Source organism: Nostoc linckia z4 (genome assembly GCF_002608075.1).
Classification (GTDB): domain Bacteria; phylum Cyanobacteriota; class Cyanobacteriia; order Cyanobacteriales; family Nostocaceae; genus Nostoc; species Nostoc linckia.
Genome location: NZ_LAHA01000070.1, coordinates 1 through 14,537 on the forward strand (window position 1 = coordinate 1; position 14,537 = coordinate 14,537).

Here is a 14,537-nt window from a genome sequence, read left to right on the forward strand (position 1 = left end):
TAAACGATGTTTGAGGATCATAATTGTACTATCAATACCATCATGAATGTTGCAATAAACTTGGCGATCGCTGTCTGCTCTCGAAAAGTTTCGCAAGCTGGTACTAATATTACGAATCCTTTGAACACCTTCTTTCATGGAAGAAATTAATTGAGGTAAATCAGAAAGTATATGCTGGAAATGGTTGAGTCGATGGGGGATATTATTCCCCGCACCTCTCAGTTAGATCCGTGCGTACCCGTTTCCGTGTACACGGCTCCCGATGTTCTTAGCTTGCGCTTTTGCTCATGTGCTTATAATCGTGGCAACTCTCGTGAATTGCTTCCAGATTATTTTTCTTCCAGTTGGCGTGATTTCCATCGATGTGATGCAGGTGAACCCGTTCCTCATCGATGAACTTTAAGCCGCAAGAGGCACATCTATGGTTTTGCTTCTTAAGAGCTTTAGAGGTTCCGCTATCATAGAGTTGACTGTTACGTTCACTCCAGTAGGCTGTATCTCCGTCGTAAGGTGATTTAGTTCCCTTGACAGAAGTGTGTTTGTTTTCGGAGTAGGGAACCTTTGGGAATGCTTTGTCTAGTAATTTCTTGCTAGAGTAGCGGTTTTGCTTGGTTTCCTTGTTAAATACCGTGTAAGCTCTTGTTTCGATGTGGTATAGCGAGTTTTTAGACCCGTCCATCTTGCAGAACTTATGGTAATTTCTCCACCCTCTAACTACCGGGGCTAATTTCTCAGCCTTTGTGGTAACACCATAATTCGAGTTGTTGACGATGTGCTTTACTTTCTTGCGAAAAGCTTTGAAGTTGTCCATTGAAGGGATACATCTAAACTTTCCGTTTTTCTGGACTTTGAAGTGCCAGCCGAGGAAATCAAACCCATCTGTCGCGGCGGTAACTTTGGTTTTCTTTTGGCTTACATTCATTCCGCGTTTGCGGAGGAACTCGCTGATTCTTTCAAGTATCTCTATCGCATCATCTTCGGGTCGGAGTATAATAACCATGTCATCCGCGTATCGGACTGATGGCTCGGTGATATCCTCTTTTGAGGTTTTATCAGTGATTCTGTTTCCTCGTTTGTAGTTATAGTGGTATCTGTGTATACTCTCAATCCCGTTGAGTGCGATGTTAGCTAGTAATGGGCTGACCACTCCCCCCTGTGGGGTTCCTTGTTCAGGGAATTCTGGATTTACCCCTGCCTTGAGGCATCGGAAAATACCGAGTTTTAAGCCTTTGGGGGCAATGAGTTCATCCATTATTGCTGAGTGGTTAATCCTGTCGAAGCACTTTTCGATATCGAGTTCTATAACTCGTTTTTCTATTCCACTGCAAGCAGAACGGAGGTTATTGAAGATGTATTTTTGTGCATCGTGGGCAGAGCGCCCGGTTCTGAACCCGTAGCTCCTAGCGTGGAAGGTGGCTTCGTGTGCTGGTTCCAGTGCATATTTTGCAAGGCATTGCCAAGCTCTATCCGCGATGGTCGGTATCTTGAGCATTCTGGTAGTCCCGTCCTTCTTGGGAATGGGGATTTCCCGTAATCCTTGATGCTTCCAATTTCCACTATTCATTTTCAGTAGTTCTTCAAGGTTGAAGCGTTGTTCAAATGAGAGGGATTTCTTACCATCAATACCAGCCGTCTTTTTACCAGCGTTTAGCTGAGATACAAGTCTAATTGCAAGAAATCGAGCCGAGGTAGATTTAAGAATAAGCTTTTGGAGTGACCTAGCTTTCCGCTTGTCTCCAACTTGAACAGCTTTATACACGCGCTTTTGAAGGCGGAAAAGATTTCGGCGGMATTTCTTCCACGGTAAAGCTCTCCAAGATTCACTAGTTTTGTAACTGTGTCTAATCATTTTCTCTTCTAGAGTTTGTGTATTCTGAACACCTCAGACCAATTACGGTCTGTCCTACCCGAATTGTGGGAATTAATCCGCTCGTCTGGTCTACTTGGGGGTTCGACCGCCCCTAGACCCACAACTCGTTTTTATTCGTTCCCTCGGAGAGATTGATTGTTCCGTTAGGTGTGGTCAATTCAACCACTGGATTCCCAAGACTCTTGCCGCTATAAGATGGAGATGCGGCGGGAATTAATTCTCCAGTGGAGTCAAGGTTTTTATGTTACGCCCTGCTCTTGCATAGGTTGCTTTTCTAGACCCGGTTTCACCGTAGGAACTCCCTGTTAGCGCCAGTGTCAGCCCGCAACGGCTGTCTGATTGCACCCTGTTCCCAGCTTCACTCTACAAGAACCGAGCTTGTTCGGTGTGGGCAGGTAAGGAGTCAATTCTGAGTCTGAATGGCAAGGCTTGCACTTGCATCTGACCGAGAGTTCAGCCCCTTAGTGACAGTAATCTGCTGTCGGACTGGATTAGTTATATACGGACTGATTACCGTGATTCACTAATCAACGAATCGCACCAAGTGTCAGCCCGCAACGGCTGTCTGATTGCACCCTGTTCCCAGCTTCACTCTACAAGAACCGAGCTTGTTCGGTGTGGGCAGGTAAGGAGTCAATTCTGAGTCTGAATGGCAAGGCTTGCACTTGCATCTGACCGAGAGTTCAGCCCCTTAGTGACAGTAATCTGCTGTCGGACTGGATTAGTTATATACGGACTGATTACCGTGATTCACTAATCAACGAATCGCACCCATCTGTGCAATCAAAGGGTATCCTGATTTTTGAGACTTTGGGTGTACTACCCAATATTGAAGAAATAGTACCAAGGAGAGGATACCTCTTGCTCTCCACTTCCACCATTTTAGGAAAATAATTGACATTCCAGAAGTCTGCTAGTCTTTCTGGATCGTAAGTCAGAATCACGATTTTGCTTCGAGTGACTCGCTTGATTTCCTCAAGCCCCGCCCTCAAGTCCGGCCAGTGGTGTATTGTCAAGATGGCCAAAGAAACGTCAAATGACATATCCTCAAATGGCAAGCTATCGGCAAAGGCATTTATCGCAGGATTTCTTCCGAGAGCAAGTCGCTTCTTTCGCATAACAGAAGACGGCTCAACTGAAATCACATATTTATCTTGTGGTTCATAGGAACCGGTTCCTGCTCCAACATTTATAACGGTATTGAAGTCAACAAGAGCAGACTGAACATATGAGAATATTCGTTTATCAGCCCTTCTGACTTGTGCATAGTCATGTTTATTATTGTCATAGTCGAATGCTGGATTTTCGATTTTCATCTTTAATAATTTGCTACGAATAGTCCCAACAGTAGCATTTTGTAATTCGGTTTTAGTTAAACATTTTTGACACAAAGCATTAATCAAAACTGGTAATTGTTACATGATGATATTCATACTCCGATGTTGGGGTTTTTATAAGGGCGATCGCACACTTCTTTCCGGGATGAGGCGTAGGCGTAGCCCGTCGTAGACATCGCCTTTATCGATCTTGGGGTTTAGATCGAGGCGATCGCTTCAACCATATTTTAATATATAAGTGTTAATTTATACATATAAAGCGGATTTTGAAAAATATCGCGCTTTTGTTGTTGATGGGGGAAATGCGAGCCATCTTGATAATTTTTCATCAAAAAACCTAATTTTTACTGATATATTTGAGCATAATTCCGAAAATCAGTAATTTGAAGTTGTAGCTTGCTCTATTACTGTCAAGTATTTTTAGTGATTAATACTTAGATATATGCAACTGAGGTTATTTGCTCGCGTATTACCAGGGGTAGCAACAGCTTCCGTGATTTCAGCTTTAGCAGTTACCACCACAAGCAACTATCCGAGTTACGCTAGGGGAAACAAATTCTTCTGCACACAGGAAGGTGGTGTACCAGTTACTAAGGTACGTACCTCACGGGGAAATGAGACGTTTATCCGTTGGGTAGTCAAAGATTTTAAAAACTTCCCACCCAAAGAGCGCTGTAAGATTGTTAGTGCCAGATTTCAACGCTACTACGATAACGGCTCACTTTACATCACCAGTCGAGATAACTTCAATAGTTATCCGGTTTTGTGCATTGCTAATCGCAAAGGGGAGCAATGCGAAAAACAAAATGTTCTCGTCACCCTCAAACCTGGAACTGATACCGGCAGAGTTTTGCAACAGATGGTTAATTTCCGCCGGAGTGCAGGAGAATCAGTGATTGATTTAGGTGGATGTCAAGCTTTTAGCTACGAGGAAGGTGAGGTTTATTTGGATGTGAAGCAACTCGTAGACGGTGAGGGGTGCGTTCGATAAATTCGCCGAGAAGCAGAATTGTTTATGTGGTGTGCTTGCTGATTTGTCTTGGTGGTGTTTCGTTGGCACTATCAAAACAGCAAAGCATTTCTGGTGAGTTTAGCAGAGTGGTGCGACCTAATCACCTTGATGTCGAGCAATTGCAAAAATTAGCTAAAACTATCACCGTCAAAATTTCCGCACTAGAGTTACTAGGTTCAGGAACTCTACTCCAACGCCAAGGTGAAATTTATACAGTTATCACCAATGCTCATGTTTTGAGAGCCGCTAAACCACCCTATCAAATTCAAACACCAGATGGGCGTGTATATCAAGCTACTGTGTTGCAAATTGCCGAGTTGCAGCAGAATGATTTAGCTGTGTTGCAGTTTCGTAGCCCTGATATAGTTTATCCAGTGGCTAACATTCCAGATGCGTCTAATTTGCGAGTTGGGGATGAGGTGTTTGTGGGTGGATTTATAGCTAATTTAGCTACTCAAAAGCAGTCTACCCCGACTAAAACTCAGTTTGTCTTTACCTCTGGAAAAGTCACCTTATTGTTAGACAAAGCATTAGAGCAAGGCTACCAGATTGGCTATACCAATGACGTGCGTAAAGGCATGAGTGGCGGGCCATTGCTAAACATACATGGTGAAGTGGTGGGGATTAATAGCTTACACAAAGATCCGCTTTGGGAGACACCGGAAGTTTATCAAGATGGTTCTCAACCGGAGCCGCACTTGCAGGAACTAATTACCCGTTCTAGTATGGCTGTACCGATTAGAAAAGAATTGTTGCAAAATCATCAGGGGAATCAATTATGAGGGTGGCTGGTGGACTAGCGGCATTATTATTGGGTACAGGAATTGTCATAGTGCAACCAGCCGCCACAGCGTTGACACCCTCAGAAATAGCTAATATTGCTCGACAAATTACAGTCCGTATTGATGGTGCAAATACTGGCTCTGGGGTAATTATTGAGCGTCAAGGTAATGTTTATACTGTTGTGACTAACTGGCACGTAGTTCAACTCAAAGGTAACTACACACTACAAACACCAGATGGCAAAAGATATACATTCAATAATAGCCAAGTCAAACCACTTCCAGGTGTTGATTTAGCGGTGTTTCAGTTTACTAGTAACCAAAATTACCGTGTGGCTGAAAAGGGAAATTCTGACCAAGTAGCATTAGGAACAAATATTGCTGTAGCGGGGTATCCCCAAGATACACCTGACATAAGGTTTCTCAGAGGTGAAATTTCGACTCTGGTCACAAAACCAAAAGATGGTTATGCCTTTGTGTATGACATCGGTGGTTTTCCGGGGATGAGTGGGGGAGCAATACTTGATGAGCAGGGTAAATTAGTCGGGATTCACGGACGCGCTACAACTCGTCCAGATACAAATGCTACTACTGTGTTGGGCATTCCGTTGAAGACTTATTTAAGTATTGCGCCATCTGCACAACCTGTGGCAACTGCACCAGCACCAAAGCTGACAAATACTCCAATCTCCACAGCAACAGAGCCAAAGCCAGTCAATCCCTTTCCATTTGTATTCCCTCTTTCACGTCAGCCATTATCACCACTTACTCTTCCATCAGTAGCCAAGTTTACCTTAGAAAAGACCCTGATTGGGCATTCCCAAAAGGTAATTAAATATAGTGACAATGGTTCATTCTTAGAAGGAGAAGTTAATTCAGTTACTATTAGCTCAGATGGCAAAACTTTAGCTAGTGGTAGTGGGGACGGTACTATCAAAATCTGGAATCTCGCCACAGGGCAGGAAATTCGTACTCTCATAGGTTATAAATATGGAGATAATTTAGTCGCTTTTAGTCCAGATGGTAAAACCTTAGCTAGTGGTGGTTCTCATTCCAACCGTACTATCAAAATTTGGAATATTGTCACAGGGCAAGAAGTTCGTACTCTCAAAGGTGATCTTGATAAGACAACATCAATTGCATTTAGCCCAAATGGCAAGACTTTAGCTAGTCGTGGTGGATACTCAACTATAAAAGTATGGAATGTGGGTACAGGGCAAGAAGTTCGGACTCTCAAAGGTCATTCTGGTGTGCTTTGGACAGTTGCTTTTAACCCAGATGGCAAAACCTTAGCTAGTGGTAGTGGTGACGGTACTATAAAAATTTGGAATCTCGCTACAGGGCAGACAATCCGTACAATTTATAGCCGTTCTTCTGTTAAATCAATCGCATTTAGCCCAAATGGTAAAACATTAGCTAGTGGTAGCGAGGACAAGACCATCAAAATATGGAATGTTGCCACAGGACAAGAAATTACTAATTTTACAGGTCATTCTTCTTTTGTTAATTCAGTCGCCTTTAGTCCAGATGGTAAAACTTTAGCTAGTGGTAGTTGGGACAACACTATTAAAATATGGAATGTTGCCACAGGACAAGAAATTACTACTCTCAACGGTCATTCTGATTCGGTTAGTTCAGTCACCTTTAGCCCAGATGGCAAAACTTTAGCTAGTGGTAGTTCGGACGCGACTATCAAAATTTGGCGGTTGTCTGAGTAGCTATTTCATTATAGATTTTGCATGTTATTTAGATTCAAAAAACCTTGTATTTTGAGATTTTTTAGTAATTTAATAAGGCATACAATCAATTACATTTACTCTCTTATGGCTGTACCGATTAAAAAAGAAGTATTACAAAATCATCAGGAGAATCAATCATGAGGGTGGCTGGTGGACTATCGGCATTATTATTGGGTATGGCAATAGTCATAGTGCAACCAGTAGCCATAGCGTTGACACCGAAAGAAATTTCTGAAATTGCTCAACAAATTACAGTCCGCATTGATGGTGCAAATACTGGCTCTGGGGTAATTATTGAGCGTCAAGGTGATATTTATATTGTGGTTACCAACTGGCACGTAGTCCAACTCGAAGGTAACTACACAGTACAAACACCAGATGGCAAAAGATATACATTCAATAATAGCCAAGTCAAGCGATTTTCTGGCGTTGATTTGGCGGTGTTTCAGTTTACGAGTAATGCAAATTACCGTGTTGCCGAAAAGGGCAATTCTGACCAAGTAGCATTAGGGACAAATATTTCTGTAGCCGGTTATCCTCAAGGAACATCAGACATCGATTTTCGTAGGGGTGCAATTTCCCGTCTGGTGACAAACCCAAAAGATGGTTATGCCTTTGTGTATGACATCGGTGGTTTTCCGGGGATGAGTGGAGGAGCGATACTTGATGAGCAAGGTAAATTAGTGGGGATTCACGGAAGGGCTACAACTCGCCCAGATACGAATGCTACTACTGTGTTTGGGATTCCGTTGAAGACTTATTTAAGTTTGACACCAATTAAACCAGCGATCGCAACTGTACCAACTCCTCAGCCATCATCAAATCCACCAGCCTCAACTCCATCACCAGTCAACACTTCACGACTTGTAAATCCTAACAATTCATCCAGCAAATTTGTTTTAGCGAATACTCTCAACGATCATGATGGTAATGTTAATTCAGTTGCTATTAGTCGAGATAAAAAAACTTTAGCTAGTGGTGGTGAAGACAATACTATCAAAATCTGGAATCTGACAACTGGAGAAGAAATTATTACCCTCAAAGGTCATTCTAGTTTTGTTAAATCAGTCGCTTTTAGTCCAGATAGCAAAACTTTGGCTAGTGGTGGCGATCAAACTGTCAAAATCTGGAATTTTGCCACTGGGCAAATAATTCGTAACCTCGAAGGTCATGTTTATGGTGTTGAATCAGTCGCCTTTAGTCCAGATGGCAAAACTTTAGCTAGTGGTAGCGGTGACAATACTATCAAAATTTGGAATATCGCTACTGGAAAAGAAATTCGTACCCTCAAAGGTCATACTTCTGGTGTTGAATCAGTCGCCTTTAGTCCAAATGGCAAAACTTTAGCTAGTGGTAGTAATGACAATACTATCAAAATCTGGAACCTCGCCACTGGGCAAGCAATTCTGACTTTCAAGGGTCATTCTCACGGCCCTAAATTAGTCGCTTTTAATCCAGATGGCAAAACTTTAGCTAGTACTTGGCACAATAGTATCAAAATTTGGGATGTTGCTACTGGGAAATTAATTCGTACTCTTAATGGTCATTTATTGTGGGTGCGGTCTATTGTTTTTAGTCCAGATGGCAAAACCTTAGCTAGTGGTAGTTATGACAATACTATCAAAATTTGGAATGTTGCAAATGGACAAGAAATTAGTACCCTCAAAGGTCATTTATTGTGGGTAAGGTCAGTTGCTTTTAGTCCAGATGGCAAAACTTTAGCTAGCAGTAGCACTGATATCAAAATTTGGCGGCTGTCTGAGTAGTTATTTTTTGCCATTCCCTTAATGAGAGGCGATTAACTATAAATCAATACGGTTCAATTAAGGCTAAAACTCATGGTCAAATTCAATTTTTTTAACGTAGACGCGTAGCGGCTTGCCGCAGGCTACCGCCAAGGACGCATTCGCGCAGCGTCTCGTCAGAGAAGGACGCAAAGAGAAGAAAGAAAGGCTTAACTGAACCGTATTGAACTATCAATATCTCGGTGATGTCCAATTTTGTGAATCGTGATTAATAAAGCTTCAATATCGAAGGAATATATGACCCAATAGTTTCCTACTTTCAATTTGAACACACTACTCATATCGGCACTCAAAGCTTGAGGAGTCAGGTTATCAAAATTTTCAGATAACCATTGAATTTTATGTAATCAACGCTCTTGAATTGTTGAAATTAATACTTTTAAACCAGCAATTGCTTCGGCTTTAAACTCGACTTGATAGCTCAAACCTCTGCGTAACTCTGCGCTTAACTCTGCGCTCCTCTGCGTTTAAAAACATTTGCATCCTAGCTTTTTTAAACGCAAAGGAACACGGAGGTTAGCGCAGAGGTACGCAAAGTATTTGTAATTTTAAAAGTTTCCAGTAATTTCATATTGATACTGTTGCCATAACCTTTGCCTGAAAATTACTAGTGTTCTTGAACCTTAATTTCAAATGAATTAATCATTGTTTCCGCCAGTTCTAAATACTTATTATATTCTTTTTCTTCAGCAGTATAAGTAATAAAATATGCTTTACCATCTCTGACTGTGCCAATTTCCATCACTTTTAGCTTACATTGTCCTTCTTGACGAGTATAAGTTAATTTATAAGCATTAAGTTTTGATAGCGTTGTTGATGGTTGAGAATCATCTCTTATTTGGGAATTTGGATTAATATTTTTGATGTTTCGCACAGCCAAATTTTTAGATTCTTCTAAAGATAACAACTGCTGAGATAAGTCTTTTACATCAATTGTGATTACTAAAGGACAAGAATTTACTTTGTTTTGATTTTTAGGGATAAATTTAACTACCTCACTGCCAAAATTACCGCTTGGTTCGATTGGTTTCCAGTCATTTGATGGATATTTAATTGTGATGCCAGACTTAGGCTCGTTGTAAGGCACAAAAGTAGGTTTAAGATTAATAAATAAAGATAAAATCCACAAAATTAGAGGAATCATTACGGCTGCTAGACCCACAGCCAGCCAAAGTTTCCAAGGTTGAGGTTGAGGTGATAAGGTTTTAAGAGCCTGCAATACTTCATTTGCTGACTGGTAACGCTGGCGGTAGTCGTAGCGCACCATTTTATCAATGATATTTGCTAGTTTATCGCTAACTTGGGTGCGTAGTTTACCACCGTAGGCATCGCGCCAAACAATCTCCCCTGTTTGTGGGTTTGTCGGTAGTCCTGCACCAAGCCGAGGATCGGGATTTATCCCTGTTAAAGCTTGAATAGCAATAATCCCCACTGCATAGATGTCGCTGCTTAATTTTGGGTCGCCTCTTTCTTGTTCGCTAGGCATATAACCAGGACTACCAATGCGAGTGGGAAAACTGACCTGTCCTTGAGGATTAACTACCTGGGTAGTGACTTCTTTAACTGCGCCAAAATCAATTAAAACAATTTTGCCATCAGCCTGACGGCGGCGAATATTTGAGGTTTTTAAATCCCGATGAATTAAATTTTGTTGATGAACAAAGTCTAAAACTTCTAGAATATCCTGTAAAAGTTGAATTACATAAGCTTCACTAAGTTGCACGCCCGATACTAATTCTCGGCTGAGGTCGTAACCTTCAATATATTCCTGGACTAAATAAAATTCTTGGTTCTCTTGAAAGTATGCCAGAAGACGCGGTATTTGGTCGTGATTGCCTAACTTTTCCAGCTTCTCTGCTTCCCTTACAAACAATCTTTTACCAACTTCTAAATTGTATGGGTCGGTAGACATTGGTTTAAACTGCTTGACAACACAATGAGGATTCCCCGGTCGTCCTATGTCAACAGCTGTGAAAGTAACTCCAAATCCACCTTTGCCAAGTTGTTCTAGAATTTGGTAGCGTCCACCGAGAATTTGACCTATCATCTCAGTCACCAATGCATCCTGCAATTTTTATACCATTTATCTTGAGGATTCTAAAAATATAGAGACGTTGCATTGCAACGTCTCTACAAGTTGGAAAATCTCACTTACTACTCAGAACTGCTGCGGTGATTTCATTCCACCACTGTTACAGAGGCTCCCTCGGCGGCTGGAGGTATACTCGGTAACTCTAGACAATATCCTGCACCATACACTGTCTTGATGTAGCGGGGGTGGCGGGGATCTGGTTCTAGTTTGGTTCTTAGGTGACGAATATGGACGCGAATTGTTTCAATGTCGTCATCGGGATCGTAACCCCAAACTTCTCTGAGGATTTCGCTGGGGGAAACTGTTTGACCGTGGCGTTGCAACAAGCAGTGAAGTAGCTCAAATTCCAAGTGAGTCAATTTCACTGTTTCGTTGAACCATATCGCCTCAAATCTTTCGGGAACGAGGGTGAGGGAACCATAGTTGAGGATTTCGCTGTGCTTGGCTGCTTGGGGAATGCGGTCTGTACGCCGCAAAAGTGCCCGCACTCGTGCTAGCATTTCTTCAACTTCAAAGGGCTTGGTGAGGTAGTCATCTGCGCCGGCGTTAAAGCCTTCTACCTTGTCCTGGGTTTGGCTCAACGCCGTTAACATTAACACGGGAATCTCGGCGGTGCGATCGTCCCGGCGCAGGCGTTGGCAAACTGTAAATCCATCCACTCTAGGCAGCATCAGATCGAGCATGATCAAGTCTGGTTGTAGCTGGAGAGCCAGCGCTTGACCTTTGATGCCGTCCTCAGCTTGACTAACATCGTAGCCAGCCATTTCCAAGTTGACGGCAACTAGTTCTGAAATCGCTGGGTCATCGTCTATGACAAGAATCCTCGGCATTCTTAAAAAATTATTACTACTTATTAAGGATAAATAAGAACCTTTGATAGATACAAAGATTTTTAAATCGTTTCTAAAAAAGATTTTAAATCTTACATAAATATTAAGATTAAATGACGGTGAAATCAAGACTCAAATATTACGAAATCCTATAGTCTATGATGTGTTATACTCCCTCCTACAATCCGTCTTGGTTTTTACAAAACGGTTTCCTCATGACTGTATACACTGCTTTGTGGGGAAAACGTTATTGGGAAACTACCATTGAACATCCAGAACCGTCCTACCACGAACAAATCTTTATTGGCAGTGAAGGTGTGCCAATTTTTGGCTTGGTTGCCATCCCAGAAAATGCCCGTGGTACGATTATCGGCACTTATGGGATTACCGGAGAGTTAGAAACACAATGGTATTTGAGACTGCTAGGACGTAAGGCTTTTGCTTTAGGGTATGCTGTGGTGTTATTTGATTGGCGTGCCCACGGCAAAACAGCCCAATTATCGCCTACTTTGACTTCCGATGGCCTTTATGAGGGGGAAGATTATGTTCGCATTGCTGCGGCTGCCAAAGCAATGGGATGTCCGGGAAAATTTTGGTTTGCAGGGTTTTCTTTGGGTGGACAATTGGCGCTGTGGGGGGTAAAAGTTGCTGGGGAAGTAATTAGAGAGTATGGGGATTTAGAGTTAGAAGATAGCGATATTGGCGGTGGTATGGTAATTTGTCCGAGTTTAGATTCACAGCGATCGCTATCTTATCTAGTTACAAAACCTTTCGGCAGATATATAGAGGCGGGAATTGCCAAAGATTTAAAAAAATTGGCGTGGCGATTACACGAAATACATCCCGGAAGCTTTGACCCTAAAGCTATTGAACGAGCAAATAGTATCTGGGGATTTGACAATGAATTGGTAATTCATCGATTAGGTTTTCCTTCTGTGGAGGCATACTACCAAGCTAGTAGTGCTTTGAAAATATTGCCCCAAATATCAAAACCAACGTTGATTATTTATGCTGCCGACGATCCACTTTTTGACCCGGCTATTATACCGGAATTGCAAGCAGCTTGCGATGATAATCCAGCAATAGATTTGTTACTCACTCAATACGGCGGTCATGTTGGTTATGTGAGTAGTAAACAATGCCAGCAGCAATTAAAAGACCCTGACATTTGGTGGGCATGGAATCGAATTTTAGAATGGTTAGAACAAAGAATTGACTAGAAATTTACCACAATATAGTCGGTATCCCAGCAATAACAGAAGCAATACCCGTCCAGAGAGTAAAGCGTTCAATATCTAGTTCATCCAAAGCAACGCTCATTTGCTTAATTGCTAATAGTAGCGCTGTTAGTAGCACCACAAAGAATCCAAGGTATCCCAAATTAGCGATCATTAATCCTCACTATCTCTAAAAAAAATTAATTCTAATAGATTTTTAACAAGCTTTGACTAAGTTTTTTTGTTCCAGATTTAACACTTTATGAGAAAAATTATTTACCAGCTAACAGATATCCACTTCAGATAGCCAAATCATAGTTTCATAACCAACTCGACTTATTTCTGGTTCTGGTTCCATAGGCATTTTGACTAAATATTTCCAGGTACCCGACTCAAATCGGTAGTTGTTAATGATGCCTTCTCCACCCATAAAACTTACTAGGTTACCATTGGAAAACTTAGGTTCTACCAAAACACTTAGAGACATAATTCCTAATTCCTGTGAGTAATAGCTAATGTTCTAACCAAAAGAAAATTGACTATTCTCTGTCAAGGGTTTTAATGTAGTCTCTTTCAGAAGATTTAAGTTGAGTTAAGTATGGTACTTCTATAGTCATAAAAAAATTACATATATTGACAGCAATAAATGACGATATTGTTTATGAAAAGCGATTCTGGCTACTGTAACTCAGTATTCAGTAGTTGTGTTTACAGCCTGAGTTAACATCTAATAAATCTTCTGGTAGATTTTAAGAGAAACAAGCGTAGTTGTATAGACGTTGAGAGCGATCGCCATTACTAAGCTGAGAAAATATTAAGTTTTATATTGATTTTTTGGGAATATATTTTTTTAACTCTTACTTATGGCTAAATTATAAAGCTAAAACCCTCTTGCCTCATGACTTGAAAGCAGGGAGTAGGGAATGGGAAAAGACCGCTTTCATATTTGACTATGAAACTTGCTTCATCTTGACTGCCCCCTGCCTTATCTTCAGGATAAACATTCACGCAGACCTATTTAAACCAAATCCATTGATAATAATTGTCGTAAACTAACAACTAGAGTACAACTTCCTTGACTGCTCCTAATCATCTCTGGCTACCCGCACCAACAGATTTAAATCTGTTACCGGATGAAATTCATGTATGGCGTATCAAACTTAACCAACCAGAACCACAGTTACAAAATTTAAAAAATACCCTTTCCAGTGACGAAATTACTCGTGCTGAACGATTTCATTTTCCACAACACCAACAGCGTTTCATCGCTGGGCGTGGGATTTTGCGGAGTATATTATCCCGTTATTTGGGTATTAAGCCATCAGAAATTCAGTTTAACTATCAACAGCGTGGCAAACCAGTATTAGCAGAAAGATTTGCCAAGAGTGGACTAGAGTTTAACTTGTCTCACTCCCAAGAATTAGGGTTGTGCGCGGTGAACTGTCAGCGTGAAATTGGTGTAGATTTAGAATATATTCGTCCCGTCTCAGATTTAGAAGCTCTTGCCAAACGGTTCTTTTTACCGAGAGAATATGAAATGCTGCGATCGCTTGCTTCAAACCAACAGCAAGAAGTATTTTTCCGTTACTGGACTTGCAAAGAAGCTTATTTAAAAGCAACCGGCGACGGACTCTCCCAACTAGAGGCAGTTGAAGTATTCCTCACTCCCACAGCACCAGCCAAGTTACAGATATCCCAAGATTGGAGTCTTTTTGAATTAGTACCTGCAAATAATTATGTTGCTGCCGTTGCAATAGCAAATTCTGGTTGGGATTTAAAATGTTGGCAGGAAGGTGTGGATTGTTGACGGTTGACGGTTGACTGTTGACTGTTGACTGGGGAGACAAGGGAGA

At 41.5% G+C, this 14,537-nt stretch carries 12 protein-coding genes; 6 read left to right on the top strand and 6 right to left on the bottom strand.

All coding sequences use genetic code 11. From position 1 onward, the window contains the following. Positions 1-268 precede the first annotated feature (268 nt). Positions 269-1,849: a group II intron reverse transcriptase/maturase gene (locus VF06_RS33310; protein WP_099072579.1), complete on the bottom strand. Its 1,581-nt coding sequence runs from the start codon at positions 1,847-1,849 to the stop codon at positions 269-271. Between the two features lie 761 nt (positions 1,850-2,610). After that, complete coding sequence (locus VF06_RS33315) at positions 2,611-3,180, bottom strand: class I SAM-dependent methyltransferase (protein ID WP_438502238.1); 570 nt, start codon at positions 3,178-3,180, stop codon at positions 2,611-2,613. A 469-nt stretch (positions 3,181-3,649) separates the two neighbouring features. Here VF06_RS33315 and VF06_RS33320 point away from each other — a divergent pair, with 469 nt between their 5' ends. The 4 genes from VF06_RS33320 to VF06_RS33335 all read left to right on the top strand — a co-directional run bounded on the left by VF06_RS33320 (position 3,650) and on the right by VF06_RS33335 (position 8,506). Continuing rightward, positions 3,650-4,198 carry a COP23 domain-containing protein gene (locus VF06_RS33320; protein ID WP_099070473.1) on the top strand — a complete coding sequence of 183 codons (549 nt, stop codon included), beginning with the start codon at positions 3,650-3,652 and terminating at the stop codon, positions 4,196-4,198. Between the two features lie 26 nt (positions 4,199-4,224). Next, entirely contained in the window at positions 4,225-5,001 is a 777-nt protein-coding gene (locus VF06_RS33325) for a S1 family peptidase (RefSeq protein WP_244918198.1), read from the top strand. Then, positions 4,998-6,719 (top strand): WD40 domain-containing protein, encoded by a 1,722-nt coding sequence (locus VF06_RS33330; protein ID WP_099070474.1) that lies wholly within the window; start codon positions 4,998-5,000, stop codon positions 6,717-6,719. The genes VF06_RS33325 and VF06_RS33330 overlap by 4 nt, the downstream gene beginning before the upstream one ends. A 158-nt stretch (positions 6,720-6,877) precedes the next feature. Further along, the gene (locus tag VF06_RS33335; RefSeq protein WP_099070475.1) at positions 6,878-8,506 is read left to right on the top strand and encodes a WD40 domain-containing protein; all 1,629 of its coding nucleotides are present in this window, start codon (positions 6,878-6,880) and stop codon (positions 8,504-8,506) included. Between the two features lie 646 nt (positions 8,507-9,152). Here the strand turns inward: VF06_RS33335 and VF06_RS33345 are convergent. Next, positions 9,153-10,592: a serine/threonine-protein kinase gene (locus VF06_RS33345; RefSeq protein ID WP_099070476.1), complete on the bottom strand. Its 1,440-nt coding sequence runs from the start codon at positions 10,590-10,592 to the stop codon at positions 9,153-9,155. A gap of 131 nt (positions 10,593-10,723) precedes the next feature. Then, on the bottom strand, positions 10,724-11,467 hold the full coding sequence (rpaA, locus tag VF06_RS33350) for a two component system response regulator RpaA (RefSeq protein ID WP_099070477.1): 744 nt from the start codon (positions 11,465-11,467) through the stop codon (positions 10,724-10,726). A gap of 158 nt (positions 11,468-11,625) precedes the next feature. On the opposite strand from rpaA, the gene VF06_RS33355 reads away from it, so the two are divergent. After that, positions 11,626-12,687 carry a YheT family hydrolase gene (locus tag VF06_RS33355; protein WP_099070478.1) on the top strand — a complete coding sequence of 354 codons (1,062 nt, stop codon included), beginning with the start codon at positions 11,626-11,628 and terminating at the stop codon, positions 12,685-12,687. Positions 12,688-12,691: 4 nt separating this feature from the next. On the opposite strand, the gene VF06_RS41615 is transcribed toward VF06_RS33355, so the two are convergent. Both VF06_RS41615 and VF06_RS33360 read right to left on the bottom strand, forming a co-directional pair. Beyond that, on the bottom strand, positions 12,692-12,859 hold the full coding sequence (locus VF06_RS41615; RefSeq protein ID WP_180267479.1) for a hypothetical protein: 168 nt from the start codon (positions 12,857-12,859) through the stop codon (positions 12,692-12,694). Between the two features lie 108 nt (positions 12,860-12,967). Further along, the gene (locus tag VF06_RS33360) at positions 12,968-13,171 is read right to left on the bottom strand and encodes a hypothetical protein (protein WP_099070479.1); all 204 of its coding nucleotides are present in this window, start codon (positions 13,169-13,171) and stop codon (positions 12,968-12,970) included. 588 nt (positions 13,172-13,759) lie between these two features. On the opposite strand from VF06_RS33360, the gene hetI reads away from it, so the two are divergent. Further along, positions 13,760-14,491 (top strand): 4'-phosphopantetheinyl transferase HetI, encoded by a 732-nt coding sequence (gene hetI, locus VF06_RS33365; protein WP_099070480.1) that lies wholly within the window; start codon positions 13,760-13,762, stop codon positions 14,489-14,491. Positions 14,492-14,537: the final 46 nt, after the last annotated feature.